This is a genomic window from Cyclobacterium qasimii M12-11B, assembly GCF_000427295.1.
GTDB classification, from domain to species: Bacteria; Bacteroidota; Bacteroidia; order Cytophagales; family Cyclobacteriaceae; genus Cyclobacterium; species Cyclobacterium qasimii.
In genome coordinates, this window is sequence record NZ_ATNM01000091.1 from 103,944 (window position 1) to 120,239 (window position 16,296).

Consider the following 16,296-nt stretch of genomic DNA (forward strand, 5'->3'; position numbering starts at 1 on the left):
TTTGTATTTAGGAATTATTTTTTATTTAATTACCTCGCGAACCTTCTTGTAACCCGCCTCTTTCTCAGCCGTCAACAACTCATATTCTTCTTTTGACCCTACGATCAAATTGTTGAATTTTCGTTGTCCTGTTCCAGCCGGAATAAGGTGACCAACAATTACGTTCTCTTTAAGACCTAATAACTCATCTCGCTTGCCTCTGATAGCAGCCTCACTAAGTACCTTAGTGGTCTCCTGGAAGGACGCAGCAGAAATAAAGCTTTCTGTACCTAAAGATGAAGCCGTAATACCTTGCAATGTAGGTCTAGAAACAGATGTTTGTGCATCTCTAACCTGAACTATCTTGAGGTCCTTACGCTTCAAGCTAGAATTCTCATCTCTAAGCTTACGCGCAGAGATTATCATTCCTGCCTTCAAGGCTGCTGAATCGCCTGGCTCTACCACAACCTTTTTGTCAAGAATCATATCATTCTCTTGACGGAAAGCCCATTTGTCTACAATCTGATTCTGAAGAAATCCTGTATCTCCAGCATCAAGGATTTCAACTTTCTGCATCATCTGGCTTACAATTACCTCGATGTGCTTGTCATTGATTTTTACACCTTGTAGACGGTATACTTCCTGAATTTCATTTACCAAGTATTCCTGAACAGCTGTAGGGCCTTTGATAGCCAATATGTCATTCGGAGTAATGGCGCCATCAGAAAGTGGCTCACCAGCTCTTATAAAGTCATTCTCTTGCACCAAAATGTGCTTGGACAAGGATACCATGTATCTTTTCCTAACGCCATCTTTGGATTCAATGAAGATCTCACGGTTACCTCTTTTGATTCCACCGTACAATACTACACCATCAATTTCAGATACTACAGCAGGGTTGGATGGGTTCCTGGCTTCAAAAAGCTCAGTAACTCTTGGAAGACCACCGGTAATATCTCTTGTTTTACCTACAGAACGAGGAATTTTAACAAGGATCTGACCAGATTTAACGTCCTCTCCTTTTTCTACTGAAAGGTGAGCTCCAACAGGAATATTGTAAGACTTGGTATCATCACCATGCTCTACAACTACAGCTGGGTTTTTCGTTTTATCTTTGGTATCGATAATTACTTTTTCTCTATAGCCAGTTTGATCATCAGCTACCTCCTTATAGGTAACTCCCTCAATGATTGCTTCAAAATCAACTTTACCGTCAAACTCAGAGAGGATAACAGCATTGTATGGATCCCAAGTACATAGAGAATCGCCTTTAACGATTTTCTGTCCGTCAGCTACATTAAGAATAGACCCGTAAGGGACGTGATTAGAAACCAAAGTTTTACCAGATTTCAGGTCATTAATTTTAATTTCACCTGATCTACCCATTACGATAGAAACATCATCACCATCTTTATTAGTGGTTTTGATCCATCTTAGCTCGTCTTCAAATTCTACAATTCCATCAAACTTAGAGTTAATATTTGCCTCTACAGATATATTGGAAGCTGTACCCCCAACGTGGAACGTTCTCAAGGTCAACTGAGTACCTGGCTCTCCAATAGACTGAGCAGCAATTACACCAACTGACTCTCCAACTTGAACAATGCTACCAGTTGTAAGGTTACGACCGTAACATTTACAGCAAACACCTCTTCTGGTTTCGCAAGTCAATACAGATCGAATTTCAACTTCTTCTACTGCAGATTCGTCAATGATCTTAGCGATCTCATCAGAAATTTCTCCACCGGACTCAAGTATCAATTCGTCAGTTAAAGGATCAATCACATCGTGAACTGCAATTCTACCTACAATTCGCTCAGATAATGGCTCTACGATCTCATCATTGTCTTTCAAAGCTTGAACAACAAGCCCTCTCAATGTACCGCAATCTTCTTCAGATACGATCATGTCTTGGGCTACATCCACAAGTCTTCTTGTCAAGTATCCAGCATCCGCAGTTTTAAGTGCTGTATCCGCTAGACCCTTTCTTGCACCGTGAGTAGAGATAAAGTACTCCAATACATCCAATCCTTCTTTAAAGTTAGATAGAATAGGGTTTTCAATAATCTCTCCTACTGAACCTTGAAGATTTTTCTGAGGTTTGGCCATCAGCCCACGCATTCCACCCAACTGTCTGATCTGCTCACGGGAACCACGGGCTCCTGAGTGCATCATCATATAGATGGCGTTGAATCCCTGGTTGTCTTCCTCCATCTGACGCATAAGAATATTCGTCAGGTTAGAGTTGGTTCGGGTCCATATATCAATTACTTGATTGTATCTCTCATTATCAGTGATCAATCCCATCAAGTAATTGTTCCATACCTGATCAACATCTGTAGTAGCTTTCGCTATCAACGGATCTTTTTCATCAGGAATAATTACATCGTCAAGTCCCATAGACAGGCCTCCTTTAAAGGCTGTTTGGAATCCTAAATGCTTGATATCATCAAGGAATTGTGCTGAACGTGCAATGCCACAAATCTTAACCACCTCAGCAATAATTTGCTGCAGTTTTTTCTTGGTCAACAATTCGTTTACAAAGCCTACTTCATCAGGCACAAATTGATTGAATATTAATCGACCAGCTACAGTTTCTATTAATTCTACAGCCAGAGATCCATCATCTTTCCTTACTTTAACTTTACACTTAATATGGGCATGTTTAGAAATGGCACCTTCATTCAGTGCGATCAAAACCTCTTCTAGACCATAGAAAGTCATTCCTTCACCCTCAACTTTTTTCTCTGGGGTAGATCTCATGCCTTTGGTTACATAATAGAGACCCAAAACCATATCCTGTGAAGGAACAGTAATCGGTGCACCATTGGCAGGATTAAGAATGTTGTGAGAGGATAGCATCAAAGTTGAGGCTTCCAATATCGCTTCATGTCCCAAAGGAACGTGAACAGCCATTTGGTCACCATCAAAATCCGCATTAAAGGCAGTACATACAAGTGGATGAAGTTGAATTGCTTTTCCTTCGATCAACTTGGGTTGGAATGCCTGAATACCCAATCTGTGCAATGTTGGTGCACGGTTTAGCATGACAGGATGCCCTTTAAGAACATTTTCTAAGATATCCCAAACAACCGGGTCTTTCCTGTCTACTATTTTCTTAGCAGATTTCACTGTCTTTACAATGCCTCTTTCTATCAGTTTCCTGATAATAAAAGGTTTGAAAAGCTCAGCTGCCATATTCTTAGGCAATCCACATTCATGTAGTTTAAGCTCAGGCCCAACTACAATCACAGAACGTCCAGAATAATCAACCCTTTTTCCCAAAAGGTTTTGACGGAATCTACCTTGCTTTCCTTTCAGCATGTCTGATAAGGATTTTAAAGCCCTATTTCCATCAGATCTTACCGCATTGACTTTCCTTGAATTGTCAAATAAGGAATCAACAGCTTCCTGAAGCATTCTTTTCTCATTTCTAAGAATTACTTCTGGTGCTTTAATATCAATTAATCTTTTCAGACGGTTATTTCTAATAATAACCCTTCTGTATAGATCATTTAAATCTGAAGTAGCAAATCTACCACCGTCAAGAGGAACCAAAGGACGAAGCTCTGGTGGAATAACCGGTACCATACGTACGATCATCCATTCAGGTCTGTTTTCTATTCGTGTCCTGGCATCTCTGAAAGCTTCTACAACCTTAAGTCGCTTCAATGCTTCAGCTTTTCTTTGCTGAGAAGTATCGGTAGCGGCCTGGTGTCTAAGGCTATAAGATAGATCGTCCAAATCAAGTCTAGCCAATAACATTTCAAGTGCTTCTGCACCCATTTTGGCAATAAACTTATTCGGATCATCATCATCCATCATATGGTTTTCCTTAGGAAGCTTATCCATAATATCAAGATATTCATCCTCCGTTAGGAAATCCAGGTATTGCAATCCATCATCCGCTTTTATACCAGCGTTGATCACTACATACCTTTCATAATAAACGATTTGATCCAGCTTTTTTGTAGGCAATCCCAACAGGTAACCAATCTTGTTGGGAAGGGATTTGAAGTACCATATATGCGCTACGGGCACAACCAACTCTATGTGGCCCATGCGCTCTCTCCTTACCTTCTTCTCAGTAACTTCTACGCCACAACGGTCACAGATGATACCTTTATACCTTATGCGCTTGTATTTCCCACAATGACATTCCCAGTCTTTTACCGGCCCGAAGATTCTCTCACAAAACAATCCACCCATTTCAGGCTTGTAAGTTCTGTAATTGATCGTTTCAGGTTGTGTAACCTCACCATGCGAACTGTCCAAGATGGACTCAGGTGAAGCCAAACTAATGGTGACTCTGGAAAAGTCGTTGTTTAGTTTTTATTTTTTCTGAACGCCATAGTTTTTATGTGTAATTGAAGGCCTTAAAGGCCTAATGGTTTCTAAGTTAGTCAAGCGTAATTTCCAATGCAAGTCCTCTGAGCTCGTGTACAAGTACGTTGAAGGACTCAGGAATGTTAGCTTTTGGTAAATTCTCACCTTTTACGATGGCTTCATAAGCTTTTGCACGGCCTATAACATCATCAGACTTCACAGTTAAGATTTCTCTTAGTACATGAGAAGCACCAAATGCCTCAAGTGCCCAAACTTCCATTTCTCCAAAACGCTGTCCACCAAACTGAGCTTTACCACCCAATGGTTGTTGTGTAATAAGAGAATATGGTCCGATTGACCTTGCGTGCATCTTATCATCTACAAGGTGACCTAGTTTAAGCATATAAGAAATCCCAACAGTAACAGGTTGGTCAAACTTATTACCCGTAAGGCCATCGAATAGGTAAGTCCTACCGAATGATGGTAGACCAGCTTTACCAAGTTCTTCCGCAACTTCTTCAGTAGTAGCACCGTCAAAGATTGGAGTAGCATAGGTTTTACCTAAGATTCTTCCTGCCCAGGCAAGAACAGTCTCATAGATCTGACCAATATTCATCCTAGAAGGTACACCAAGTGGATTCAACACAATATCCATAGGCTGTCCGTCAGCAAGGAAAGGCATGTCTTCATCCCTTACTATCCTTGCAACAATACCTTTGTTACCGTGTCTACCTGCCATTTTATCTCCTACCTTCAACTTACGTTTCTTGGCAACATATACTTTGGCCATTTGAACAATACCAGCTGGTAATTCATCACCTACTTCTAAAGTAAATTTGTTCCTTTTGAAGATACCTGAAATTTCATTTCTGGTATTGGTATAGTTTTTCACCAACTGCTGAACCAAAGAATTGGTATGCTCGTCCTCAGTCCAGTCATCCAAAAGGATATCTGATATAAGGTTTACCTCTTCAGCCACATTGTAGTTGCTTTCGTCTCTATAAGGATTCTTAGCAGGGAAAAGATTGTTTTCAATGTTTTGATAATTGAATTTAACCCCTTTGCTAATTATCTCATCACCAAACTTGTGACGAATACCTTTCGAAACTTTTTCCTCAAGAACAGTAACAAGCTTTTGAATCATCCTTGATCTTACACCAAGTAGATCTTTGCTGTATTTTTGTTTAAGTTTCTCTACATCAGCTTTCGCTTTTGCACGAAGATCCTTGTCTTTCTTAGGTCTGGAGAATAATTTAGTATTGATAACCACACCATTCAACGATGGAGAAGCTTTCAATGAAGCATCTTTGACATCACCAGCTTTGTCCCCAAATATGGCACGAAGTAATTTCTCTTCCGGAGTAGGATCAGTTTCACCTTTTGGTGTAATCTTACCTATGATTATATCTCCTTCTTTTAATTCAGAACCTACTCGAATGATACCATTCTCATCAAGATTCTTAACTGCATCTTCAGACACGTTAGGAATTTCAGAGGTAAGCTCTTCTTCACCACGTTTGGTATCTCTAACTTCGAGTTGGAATTCTTCGATGTGTATGGAAGTAAATACATCTTCCCTTACTACTCTCTCAGAAATCACGATTGCATCTTCAAAGTTATACCCCTGCCATGGCATGTAAGCCACAAGAAGGTTTTTACCCAATGCCAACTCGCCTTTATTGGTTGAGTATCCTTCTACCAATACCTGACCTTTAACTACCTTTTGTCCTTGTAATACAATCGGAGTTAGGTTAATTGTAGTATCCTGGTTAGTTCTTCTGAATTTAATCAGTTTATAACTTTTATACTCGTCACTGAAATTTACCAGCAATTCATCATCTGATAATTCATATTTGACGGTTATTTTTTCAGCATCTACATAATCAATAACGCCATCAGCTTCTGCCAATATTAGCGACCTTGAATCTATCGCAGCTTTACCTTCCAGGCCAGTACCAACAATTGGTGCTTCAGCTTTTAGCAAAGGAACTGCTTGACGTTGCATGTTTGAACCCATTAGGGCACGGTTTGCATCATCATGTTCCAAGAAAGGAATTAAAGATGCCGCAACAGAAACAATTTGATTTGGTGCTACGTCCATGTAGGAAATTTCTTTAGGTTCAAGAACCGGGAAATCACCTTCAAATCTGGCTTTTACTTTATCATTAATAAATACACCTTTGTCATCAAGTGGCGCATTTGCCTGTGCGATATTGTTATCATCCTCTTCTTCTGCGGTAAGGAATACAACATCTTCAGGTTTCATACTCACTTTACCCTCGCTTACTTTTCTGTAAGGGGTCTCTAAGAATCCCATGCCGTTTACTTTGGCATGAACACAAAGAGAGGAGATCAATCCAATATTTGGACCTTCAGGAGTTTCAATGGTACAAAGACGTCCATAATGCGTATAGTGAACATCTCGTACTTCAAATCCTGCACGTTCTCTGGATAGTCCACCAGGTCCAAGCGCAGAAAGTCTTCTTTTATGGGTCAACTCCGCAAGTGGGTTGGTTTGATCCATAAATTGACTTAGTTGATTCGTTCCGAAGAAGGAGTTGATTACAGAAGAAAGCGTTCTTGCATTGATAAGATCAACAGGTTTGAAATCCTCATTGTCCCTAACATTCATTCTTTCTCTGATCGTTCTAGCCATTCTAGCCAAACCAACACCAAATTGGCTATACAGTTGTTCTCCAACTGTTCTTACCCTTCTATTGCTCAAGTGATCAATATCATCAACTACAGCTTTAGAGTTGATCAAACCAATAAGGTATTTTACGATAGAGATGATGTCCTGGGTAGTAAGAACAATTTTCTCAGAATCGATATCCAATCCTAATTTTTTATTGATCCTGTACCTACCTACTTCACCTAAATCGTATCTTTTGTCTGAAAAGAATAGACCGTGTATAACTTCTCTTGCTGTAGCTTCATCAGGAGCTTCAGTATTTCTAAGCTGACGGTAAATTACCTCAACAGCTTCTTTTTCAGAGTTAGAGTTATCTTTTTGAAGGGTATTATAAATAATGGAATAATCAGCAATATTGACATCCTCTCTATGAAGGATGACACTTTTTGCACCTGACTCCTGAATTAACTCAATGTCCTCATCGGTTAAGATGCTGTCTCTTTCCAATAAAACTTCGTTTCTATCAATAGAAACTACCTCTCCTGTATCTTCATCAACGAAATCTTCTACCCAGGTACGAAGCACCCTAGCAGCAAGTTTTCTACCGATGATCTTTTTAAGATTGGATTTATTGGATTCTACTTCTTCTGAAAGACCGAAAAGATCAAGTATTTGTTTGTCTGATCCATAACCTATGGCCCTCAAAAGGGTGGTTACAGGGAATTTCTTTTTCCTATCAATATAAGCATACATTACATTATTGATATCAGTAGCAAATTCAATCCAAGAACCTTTAAAAGGTATAATCCTGGCTGAATAAAGCTTGGTACCATTTGTATGTTTACTTTGCGCAAAGAATACGCCAGGTGAACGGTGCAATTGAGAAACAATAACCCTTTCAGCACCATTGATTACGAAGGACCCTTTTTCCGTCATGTAAGGAAGATTTCCTAGGAAAACTTCTTGTTCGATGGTTTCAAAATCTTCGTTGTCCTCGTCAGAGCAAAGCAATCTTAATTTTGCTTTAAGCGGGACAGAATAAGTAAGACCACGGTCAATACTTTGTGAAACATTGTATTTTGGAGGATCTACGGTATAGTCGATAAATTCAAGGGTGAAATTTTCCCTAGAGTCACTGATGGGAAAATTTTCTGAGAAAACCTTGAAAAGACCATCCTGCCTTCTTTTCTCTGCAGGAGTATCCAACTGAAAGAAATCTTTGAAAGATTGCAGTTGAATATCTAAGAAATCCGGATAGTCTTTGACTACCTTAATGGATGAGAAACTTTTCCTTCCGGTTTGATTCTGGATAGCCAAGGCAGTATATAGTTTTAGTGAAAATTTTTATATTTATAATACAATACACACTTAAAAAAGTGCAATTGTTTCAATGTCCATAAACAGGAAAAGACCTGACTAAAAAGTCAGGTCTAATGCTGCTTAACCAATCCTAAGAGGAGTTGGCTATTCAATTCTATTTAAGCTCAACTTCAGCTCCAGCTTCTTCAAGTTGTTTCTTAAGGGCTTCAGCTTCTTCTTTGCTTACTCCTTCTTTAACAGCTTTAGGAGCGCTATCAACTACTTCTTTCGCTTCTTTAAGTCCAAGACCTGTCAATTCTTTAACAAGTTTTACGACTGCTAATTTTTGTCCACCTGCAGCTTTCAAGACAACATCAAAAGAAGTTTGCTCTTCTTCAGCAGCACCCTCACCGGCTCCACCAGCAGCTACCACAGTAGCAGCAGCAGCAGCAGGTTCGATACCATAATCATCCTTCAAAATTGCGGCTAACTCATTTACCTCTTTTACAGTTAAGTTAACTAACTGCTCAGCGAATGCTTTAAGATCTGCCATTGTATTAAATATTTAAATTGATTGTTATTTACTAATTTGAATGTTTGTATTATGCTTCTTCTTTTTCGGCCAGTGTTTTCACCAAACCTGCAAGAATATTTTTTCCGCTTTGAAGCGCTGAAACCACATTGGTAGCAGGAGATTGTAGTAGGGAGATTACCTCGCCTATCAATTCCTCTCTTGATTTCAATTTAGAAAGCATTTCGAGATTTTCTTCTCCTAGAAATTGTGCGCCTTCGATTGAAGCACCTTTAAACCAGGGCTTTTTATCTTTGGTAGCAACTTTCTTCCTGTAGTCAATAATGACTTTAGCAGGAAGGTTTCCAACTTCGGATGAGAACAAAATACCTGAAAAGCCTTTTAAGGCATTCTCTGCGAATTCAGAATAATCTGTCTCGAGATTTTCCAAGGCTTTTCTAATAAGCGTATTTTTATACACTTTATATTCTAAGCCTTTATCGAAGCACATTTTTCTGAAACCATTTACCTGAGCTACACTAAATCCTGATGCATCGGCGATATAGAAATGCGGAGTAGATTTTAGCTTTTCGGTAAGTTCGTCAATTATGCTTTTTTTGTTTTCTCTAGTCATAATTTATAAACCTTGAATACTACTCTTATCAATAACGATACCCGAAGACATAGTGCTGGATAAATGAATACTTTTAAAATAAGTACCTTTAGCAGCGGATGGCTTCAATTTGGAAATGGTAAGAATTAATTCTTCCGCATTTTCCTGGATTTTTTCAGCAGAGAATGAGGCTTTGCCTACACTCGCATGGATAATACCAAACTTATCTACTTTAAAATCAATTTTACCAGCCTTTACTTCATTAACTGCTTTCCCTACATCCAGGGTTACAGTACCAGACTTAGGATTAGGCATTAGTCCACGAGGACCTAATACTCTACCTAGTCTACCTACTTTTGCCATTACATTGGGAGTAGTGATGATGACATCAATGTCAGTCCAACCACCCTCAATTTTTGTAATGAACTCATCCAATCCAACAAAATCAGCTCCTGCTTCTTTGGCTTCTGCTTCCTTATCAGGACTACAAAGTACTAAAACCTTCACTTCTTTACCAATGCCGTGAGGCAAGGCCACTACACCTCTAACCATTTGGTCAGCTTTTCGTGGATCTACACCTAGACGAATGTCCAGGTCAATAGAAGCGTCAAATTTAGTTGTTGTTATGTCCTTAACAATGCTAGAAGCCTCCGCCAAGGAATATTGTTGGCTAGGGTCGTATTTAGAAAGAGCTTCTTTTTTCTTTTTTGTTAACTTAGCCATATTTACGTATTATTCCTCCCAAGGAGCTTTTCCTGAAACCGTGATCCCCATACTTCTAGCTGTACCAGCTACCATTCTCATAGCAGACGATACTTCAAAAGCATTCAAATCGGGCATTTTCACTTCTGCAATTTCTTTTACCTGATCCCAAGATACTGAGCCTACTTTCTTCCTGTTTGGTTCTGGTGAACCACTTTTCAATTTCGCTGCTTCCAATAACATCACTGCTGCTGGAGGCGTCTTAACGACAAAATCAAAAGACTTGTCCGAATAAATCGTAACAAGGACCGGAAGAACCTGGCCCATTTTTTCCTGAGTCCTAGCATTAAATTGCTTACAGAACTCCATTATGTTCAACCCTTTTGAACCAAGGGCTGGACCAACTGGAGGAGATGGGTTAGCCTGGCCACCCTTTACCTGTAGTTTCAGATAACCAGAGATTTCTTTAGCCATTTCCTAATCTAGTTTTTCTACTTGAATAAAGTTTAATTCTACGGGAGTATTTCGTCCGAAAATCTTAACCATAACGTTAAGTTTTTTCTTATCTTCAAATACTTCCTCAATCATACCCGAGAATCCACTAAAGGGACCGTCCATTACTTTAACAGTCTCTCCAACTATAAATGGTGTATCCAGTTTTTCCGCAAACTCATCAATCTCTTCAACACGTCCGAGGATCCTGTTGATTTCTGATTGACGTAATGGCTCAGGGGTTTTGGAAGCCCCCCCTTGGTTTGACCCTAAAAAACCGATTACTCCCGGTATACTTGTAATTACGTGATTAGCTTCTCCATGTCCGAGATCCGCATTGACCAAAACATAACCAGGAAAGAAATTTCTTTCCCTTACACGCTTTTTGCCATTACGCATTTCATATACTTTCTCAGAAGGTATCAAGACCTCAGGAATAAAATCTTCAAGCTTTTGTCGGGCAATTTCATTGTCCAAATAAGTCTTTGCTTTTTTCTCCTGACCTGCCACTACCCTGAGCACGTACCAATTGTGATCTGCCATCCCGTTATTTAAAATTTTTAGAATAAATCATAAAACCATGTCATGATATTTTCGAAAGTCAAATCGATAAGTCCGATGACCAAAGCGAAAATTAATGAAGCCACCAATACCAAAACAGCACTGTTTTGAAGTGAAGAATACTTTGGCCATGTGACCTTGTTCCTCATTTCATCAATGGACTCAATTACAAAATTTTTAACATTCATCCTTGTAAAATTTGTTTTTCAAAAGCTCCTTTCACCCTTTAAAGATTAATCAAACTCTTGATTATGTCATGTAAAGGATTAACTATTAAGCCTTAACCTCTTCATGGTTTTATCTTCCTTAGATTGCACGGGCGGAGAGATTCGAACTCCCATCAACGGTTTTGGAGACCGCTATTCTGCCATTGAACTACGCCCGTAGGTCTTACGAACCTCTAATAAGGAACGCAAAAGTAGTGAATCTATCCATAAGAAACAAATGCGATCCCGAAAAATTCAAGATCGCATTTGTAATATGGTCTATTAATAAACGATTAGTCCAAAATTTCAGTTACCTGACCAGCACCTACAGTCCTACCACCTTCTCTGATGGCAAATCTTAGTCCTTTTTCCAAAGCAACTGGGTTGATCAATTCAACTTTTATAGTGATGTTATCACCTGGCATAACCATTTCAACATTCTCAGGAAGAGTGATCTCTCCTGTAACGTCAGTAGTTCTTAAGTAAAACTGAGGTCTGTATCTGTTAAAGAAAGGAGTGTGTCTTCCACCTTCTTCTTTGGATAGTACATATACCTCTGCGTTAAAAAGAGAGTGAGGTGTTACAGAACCAGGCTTACAGATGATCATACCTCTTCTGATTTGGCTCTTTTCAATTCCTCTAAGCAACAAACCAACGTTGTCACCAGCTTCTCCTCTATCTAGAATCTTACGGAACATCTCTACACCAGTAACGGTAGATTTAAGTCCTTCAGCTCCCATACCAATGATATCAACACCTTCACCTGAATTGACAACTCCTCTTTCGATTCTTCCTGTTGCTACAGTACCTCTACCTGTGATAGAGAATACATCTTCAACTGGCATCAAGAAATCCTTGTCAATAGCTCTTTCTGGAAGCGGAATGTGATCATCCACAGCTTTCATCAATTCCATTACAGTATCTTCCCATTTGGCTTCACCGTTAAGCGCTCCAAGAGCAGAACCTGCAATTACTGGGATATTATCTCCATCAAAATCATAGAATGAAAGAAGTTCTCTAACTTCCATCTCTACTAATTCAAGTAATTCGGGGTCATCCACCAAATCTACTTTGTTCATGAATACTACCAAAGATGGTACACCTACCTGACGGGCAAGAAGGATGTGCTCTCTAGTTTGAGGCATTGGACCATCAGTGGCTGCAACTACAAGAATTGCACCATCCATCTGAGCAGCACCAGTTACCATGTTTTTAACGTAGTCAGCGTGACCTGGACAATCAACGTGGGCATAATGTCTAGCCTCCGTTTGATATTCTACGTGTGAGGTATTAATTGTGATACCTCTTTCCTTTTCTTCCGGCGCGTTATCGATGGAAGCAAAGTCTCTTAATTCAGAAAGACCCTTTCTGGCCAACACAGTAGTAATGGCAGCAGTCAAAGTAGTCTTACCATGATCGACGTGACCAATCGTACCTATGTTTACGTGTGGTTTGGAACGGTCAAAGGTTGCTTTTGCCATGCGTGAAAATCCTCTGTTTAGTTAAAGATTAAATTTCGTTAAAATTGTTAAATGTTCAGAGCCAACGATGGGATTTGAACCCATGACCTCTTCCTTACCAAGGAAGCACTCTACCCCTGAGCTACGTCGGCTTTTTACATCCAGTTATGCTTCTAAAAGCATAGAGCGGGAGACGAGGCTCGAACCCGCGACCTACAGCTTGGAAGGCTGTCGCTCTACCAACTGAGCTACTCCCGCTTATAAAATTGCTTTCCAATTTTTCAATTGGTTCACAAATTCTTTATTTAATATTTAGAAACCAAAAATTTCCAGCTTTATAACATAAAATTGTTTGTCGCTGGAATATTTCGTTCTCTTCTCTTGCTATTTTCCAAAGATAACAAAAAATAGTGGGGGAAACAGGATTCGAACCTGTGAAGACATAAGTCAACGGATTTACAGTCCGTCCCAGTTGGCCGCTTTGGTATTCCCCCAAAAACTTGATAATTTGTTACTCCTGAAAACCTCTTTTGGATTTCTTTGTTGTCGTAACGGATGGCAAAATTATACCCTTTTGGCAAACATTCAAAATAATCTAAAAAAAAAGTCAGGTTTTTTTCAAAAAGAAAAGTATCTCACTAATCATCAGCATTTTAATTATCATTTAAATATGGAGAAAGATAATACTCTTGGTACTCCCGAATCATTTCATCCTTTTCTCCCCCCTGAATCGACCTTACAAGCTCCAATACTCCTGGCTCATCTATAAATCCAAAAAGAGACTGAAAAGCAGCCAACCTTACATAATTCAATTTATGAACCCTCGCAAGCTGCGCTAGTGAGGAAATCGCTTCCTCCGTTGGTACTCCTTCTACACTTGCGAAAAAATCGCCGTAATACCCTAAAAAATAATACAGCGATTCACCCTCCAGAAGATCCAGTTTTTCTTGCATCCATCCTGCTTGACCTGTAATTTTCTGAATGGTTAAATAATCTGCCAATGGCGCAAGGATCCGAATGTTCTCCTCCTGTTTTAGGCGGTTAAACAATTCTTCCTTTTGGGTATCATTGCCCTCCAAATCCAAATAAGCCGTTAAGGCAGCTCCCGACACCTGATACGAGGGGGCATTGATCAACCTGTAAAACAATTGCTCATACTTCCTATTGTCAATCCCAGCCAATGCTTCGATGGCTGCTGCTCTCACTGCGTTGTTTGGATCTCCTTCTGCCATCTGAAGGATTTTATTCTCCAATTGAACAATGGCATCTGTTGCTGCTTCTAAGCGATTTAAACGATGCAACGCCAATTCTCTCACCACGTGAAAAGAATCATCCAATGCAAGCTGCATTGTGGGTAAAAAATCCAGGGCTTCACTATTGTTGCTTGTTAAACTATCCAGGGCTTCTACTCTTGCCAATCCGGATTGGGACCGGAAAAACTGTTTTGCCAAAAGCTCCCCACCCCTTGTCTCCTCTCTTACACTCAATATTTCGCTGTACTCGTCAAAAAGAGCCAGCTCTGTGTCTGGCCCATTCTCCAATGCAAATTGCTGACTGGCCTGGTCCATGGTATAGGTTTGCTCTATGCGTTCACCATCCTTGTAAATGCTTACCTTAAAAGGGATTTTAAAGATTGGAAACCTGGTAATATCTTGTTGTTGCTCAAGTGTCAAGAGTATATTGTCAGGCTGTGAATAATCCCAATTGATTTTTAACTCCGGATGTCCTGCGGAAAGAAACCATTGGTTAAAAAACCAGTTCAAATCTTTCCCTGACACCTCCTCCAAAGCCAGCCTTAGTTGGTGTACCTCCACACTACTCAAGGCATTTTCTTTTAAATAGAATCTAAGCCCTTCAAAAAACACTTCATCCCCCAAATACTTCCTTAGCATATGTAAGACCCTGCCTCCTTTGGCATAGGTATGACTATCAAACATGTCCTCGCTGTCTTCATGATAAAAACGGACTAAATCTAGCTGCTTTTCTTCTGCCTCACCCATGTATTGCTCTATGGCGTTAAAATGATGCATGTCTGCCTCATCCCTGCCTTCCTTGTGCTCAAGCCATAAGTATTCCGCATAATCTGCAAAGCCCTCATTCATGGTTAAATTAGCCCAGGACTCCGTCGTGACATAATTACCAAACCATTGATGAAACAATTCATGGGCAATGATATAGTCCCATTCACTGTCTAAGGCTTCTCGTTCATTCAAGTTAAGGGCTTCCATAAAAATGGACAATGTGGTGTTTTCCATAGCGCCAGAGACGAAATCTCTTACGACCACCTGATCGTATTTTTGCCAGGGAAATGGCATTTCAAGCAATGAAGAGAAGAAGCGTATCATTTCAGGGGTATTTCCAAAGACCATTTTAGCTCCTTCCTTGTATTTTGGTTCTACAAAATAGCGCAAGGCTAAACCTTCAATATTTTCTTCAATTGTAGCGAACTCACCTACCACCAATGCTGACAAGTATGGGGCATGTGGTAAATTCATTTGCCAATGGTCCGTTCTGGTACCATCAGCATTCTTCTGACTATTCACCATCTCTCCATTGCTAAGGCTGATGTATTGATCTGGTACAGTGAGGTAAAAATCATGGGTTTGCCGCTCATTAGGACTATCTATGGTTGGAAACCACTTTGAACTATGTACCGTTTCTCCCTGTGTCCAAATTTGAATGGGTTTGTCTTTTACTGCTCCGTCTGGGTTAATAAAGTACAAGCCTTTGGTGTCTGTAATAGCCGCACTGCCTTCTTTGCCTCCCTTCTCTGGGAAGGCAGTATAGGCAATAGCGATTTGAAGGGTGTCGTACCTACCCATTTTCTCAGGTAAAAACAAAGTCAACTTTTCCTGGTCATAATTGAACGTTAAAGGAAGATCTTCTCCCCCCTTTAGCATACTGGTACTGTGCACATCAAAATCCTTGGCATCCAAAACCAATGTTTTCTGAGGATAGATTAAGGGCTTTATGGTCAATATGGCTTCCCCATTTACCGTTTGGGCAGCGTAATCGAAATTAACTTTAAGTGCTGTATGCAACAAATCCCAATCCCTGGTTTTGCTGGCCTGGTACTCTCTAATTTTTGCCTCCTTCTCGCTAACAAGTGTTTTGTGCGCTGAGCTGACTGCTGTTACAGATGTATCAACTGATGCATTTTGGGAGATGTCCATCGTTCCGTTTCCAGGCGATGATGTTTTACATGAAATAAAGCAGAGCGATAGGGCCAGAAAACAACCTGAAGTTCTTAAGAGGAATGGCATGTATGTTTTGATATTTGATGTTATAAAGAGGATCAATCAATTCCCTGCGACCTTATTGCTAAATCCCAGGCTGTTAATACTTGTTTGTCGCTTGTCAAATTTAAAGAAACGATCGAAATTAAACCAAACAATTCGTTTTATAATCTTTTCCTTCCTACGAATGTCTTTCGCTAACGTTGAAAGGCCGAAAGTAGTTTTTCAAGAACAATACCAATAAAGACAATGACCATTCTATTCACCAACTAAGCGCCT

Annotated in this window: 9 protein-coding genes, 4 tRNA genes and 1 pseudogene; all 14 read right to left on the bottom strand. The window is 39.8% G+C overall.

The annotated features are described in order from the left end of the window. Nucleotides 1–21: 21 nt before the first annotated feature. Nucleotides 22–4,331 (bottom strand): annotated as a pseudogene (gene rpoC / locus ADICYQ_RS09270) (DNA-directed RNA polymerase subunit beta'). Nucleotides 4,332–4,378: 47 nt separating this feature from the next. After that, nucleotides 4,379–8,254, bottom strand: coding sequence for a DNA-directed RNA polymerase subunit beta (rpoB, locus tag ADICYQ_RS09275; protein WP_020888654.1), 3,876 nt, complete (start codon nucleotides 8,252–8,254; stop codon nucleotides 4,379–4,381). 157 nt (nucleotides 8,255–8,411) lie between these two features. Beyond that, nucleotides 8,412–8,789 carry a 50S ribosomal protein L7/L12 gene (gene rplL / locus ADICYQ_RS09280; protein ID WP_020888655.1) on the bottom strand — a complete coding sequence of 126 codons (378 nt, stop codon included), beginning with the start codon at nucleotides 8,787–8,789 and terminating at the stop codon, nucleotides 8,412–8,414. 49 nt (nucleotides 8,790–8,838) lie between these two features. Then, nucleotides 8,839–9,381 carry a 50S ribosomal protein L10 gene (gene rplJ, locus ADICYQ_RS09285; protein WP_020888656.1) on the bottom strand — a complete coding sequence of 181 codons (543 nt, stop codon included), beginning with the start codon at nucleotides 9,379–9,381 and terminating at the stop codon, nucleotides 8,839–8,841. Between the two features lie 3 nt (nucleotides 9,382–9,384). Further along, nucleotides 9,385–10,083, bottom strand: coding sequence for a 50S ribosomal protein L1 (gene rplA, locus ADICYQ_RS09290; protein WP_020888657.1), 699 nt, complete (start codon nucleotides 10,081–10,083; stop codon nucleotides 9,385–9,387). A gap of 9 nt (nucleotides 10,084–10,092) precedes the next feature. Further along, nucleotides 10,093–10,536, bottom strand: a complete 444-nt coding sequence (gene rplK, locus ADICYQ_RS09295; protein ID WP_020888658.1) for a 50S ribosomal protein L11 — start codon at nucleotides 10,534–10,536, stop codon at nucleotides 10,093–10,095. 3 nt (nucleotides 10,537–10,539) lie between these two features. Then, a complete protein-coding gene (nusG, locus tag ADICYQ_RS09300; protein WP_020888659.1) occupies nucleotides 10,540–11,097 on the bottom strand; it encodes a transcription termination/antitermination protein NusG in 558 nt (185 codons plus the stop codon). Nucleotides 11,098–11,114: 17 nt separating this feature from the next. Then, the gene (secE, locus tag ADICYQ_RS09305) at nucleotides 11,115–11,303 is read right to left on the bottom strand and encodes a preprotein translocase subunit SecE (RefSeq protein ID WP_020888660.1); all 189 of its coding nucleotides are present in this window, start codon (nucleotides 11,301–11,303) and stop codon (nucleotides 11,115–11,117) included. Nucleotides 11,304–11,429: 126 nt separating this feature from the next. After that, nucleotides 11,430–11,500 (bottom strand) — tRNA-Trp (locus tag ADICYQ_RS09310). Nucleotides 11,501–11,614: 114 nt separating this feature from the next. Next, nucleotides 11,615–12,802, bottom strand: a complete 1,188-nt coding sequence (gene tuf, locus ADICYQ_RS09315) for an elongation factor Tu (RefSeq protein ID WP_020888661.1) — start codon at nucleotides 12,800–12,802, stop codon at nucleotides 11,615–11,617. A 59-nt stretch (nucleotides 12,803–12,861) separates the two neighbouring features. Continuing rightward, a tRNA-Thr gene (locus tag ADICYQ_RS09320) sits at nucleotides 12,862–12,933 on the bottom strand. Nucleotides 12,934–12,966: 33 nt separating this feature from the next. Continuing rightward, nucleotides 12,967–13,039: transfer RNA gene (locus ADICYQ_RS09325), tRNA-Gly, on the bottom strand. Nucleotides 13,040–13,192: 153 nt separating this feature from the next. Continuing rightward, nucleotides 13,193–13,275: transfer RNA gene (locus ADICYQ_RS09330), tRNA-Tyr, on the bottom strand. 159 nt (nucleotides 13,276–13,434) lie between these two features. Further along, nucleotides 13,435–16,044: a M1 family metallopeptidase gene (locus ADICYQ_RS09335; RefSeq protein ID WP_040415394.1), complete on the bottom strand. Its 2,610-nt coding sequence runs from the start codon at nucleotides 16,042–16,044 to the stop codon at nucleotides 13,435–13,437. Nucleotides 16,045–16,296 lie beyond the last annotated feature (252 nt).